The following is a 1,439-nucleotide window of genomic DNA, read 5'->3' as shown; positions in this document are numbered from 1 at the left end:
CCATCTTTATGAGAGGTACGTTGCTGCGTGCCTCTTTTTTATTGATAAGATTATTATACAATACTTGTCGCTATAAGTCAATAGTTTACTGACTTTCTGGTATCTTATCTATTAATTTTTTTTCCTGCAAAACGTTGCTTGTCTCGCTGTTTTCGACCTTTCCAAGAAGCATTTACAATTGTTCCTAAACTCCTTGGAGCTTGATCAATTTTTTTTCGTACTTTTGCACCACTCATTCCCTCTGAGTGGTATTTTTCATATTCATTTCTCCAATTACCAAAAAATAAATCTCGGAGTTCTTGATTGTAAGACAACAAAATAAGATGAGACATCGCATCTGCATGGTCTATTGACCAATACATCCCTCTATTTTTCATCCGGTAACTGATTTTCCGATGCTGGCTTTCCATAATTCCTAGACTTGCTGTATCTAAATTCCTCTGTTCAGGTGGTTGCGTATATTTAAAATTTCCAAGAATTCTATTTTTAAAAATAGTAAAATTATCAATCTTCTTTTCATTCTGGTTAAGTAGAACTAATGACTCTAGAGTATCAATAGCTGCTTTCAACTTCTGCTTACAATGGCTATCTATAGCTTTCATAAATTGATCTAGTAGCTCTACTGAATACGGTTTGACCAACTTTTTTATTTCTTTGTTTAGATGATATCGATCCCAAAAATGTTGATGATGCTTTATTCCTAAATCATTTGATATCTCTTTAAATTAACGTGGAGTATATCCGTGCCCCATATCTGAATTAGTCACAAGTAGAGTATCTGACGTAATTTTAAAATGATTATAAATATAATCTACTACTCTTTTCCTTGCTATTCGATTATTGGGAGACACAATTTCCACCTTATTTTTTAAAATTTTCCTCTTTCCATACTCCTCCGTTCCAGTATGAATGACAAAATGTGATAATTCTTTATTCTGTTGTTCTCTTTCTCTTCCACTGACTCTTATCCATACTCCATCCCCTTCAAGATAAATGACAGGTGCATCAATTTTCTTGACAACTACCTCATCACTATAGTAACGATAATCTTCTTTTTCATTTAACAACTGACTTGCTAGTTTAATTGCTTTTAACACTGTGTCTTTAGTAATATAAACCTGGTACATCAGTTCAATAACTTCCACAACTTTTCGATACGGTAACATTGTAGCTAGTTTAGTTATCTGATACAACAATTCTTTGGAATAGGCAATACGTTTCTCCAGGCCTAACTTTTCATCTACTGGAATCCTACATTTCCCATTCTTATACCAGCGCCTTCTTGAAAAAGTTACCTGGCCAAACGTAAATGTAACGGTTCTCTCAGCATAGTTTACAAATTTGTAACCTCTAGCTCTCATTGTGGGAGCAATATAGTTGTCATAGTCACTTACAAATTTATGAAATCCTTGTAGATTTTTCTCTTTAAATTTCTCTAC

1 pseudogene is annotated in these 1,439 nt (G+C 33.5%); it reads right to left on the bottom strand.

The window, feature by feature from the left end:
- Positions 1–104: 104 nt before the first annotated feature.
- Positions 105–1,439: pseudogene (locus SINDD18_RS11700) on the bottom strand (ISLre2 family transposase); the annotation flags it as partial.

Source organism: Streptococcus infantis (assembly GCF_001579645.1).
Classification (GTDB): domain Bacteria; phylum Bacillota; class Bacilli; order Lactobacillales; family Streptococcaceae; genus Streptococcus; species Streptococcus infantis_E.
This window is presented reverse-complemented; position numbering and strand designations above follow the sequence as displayed.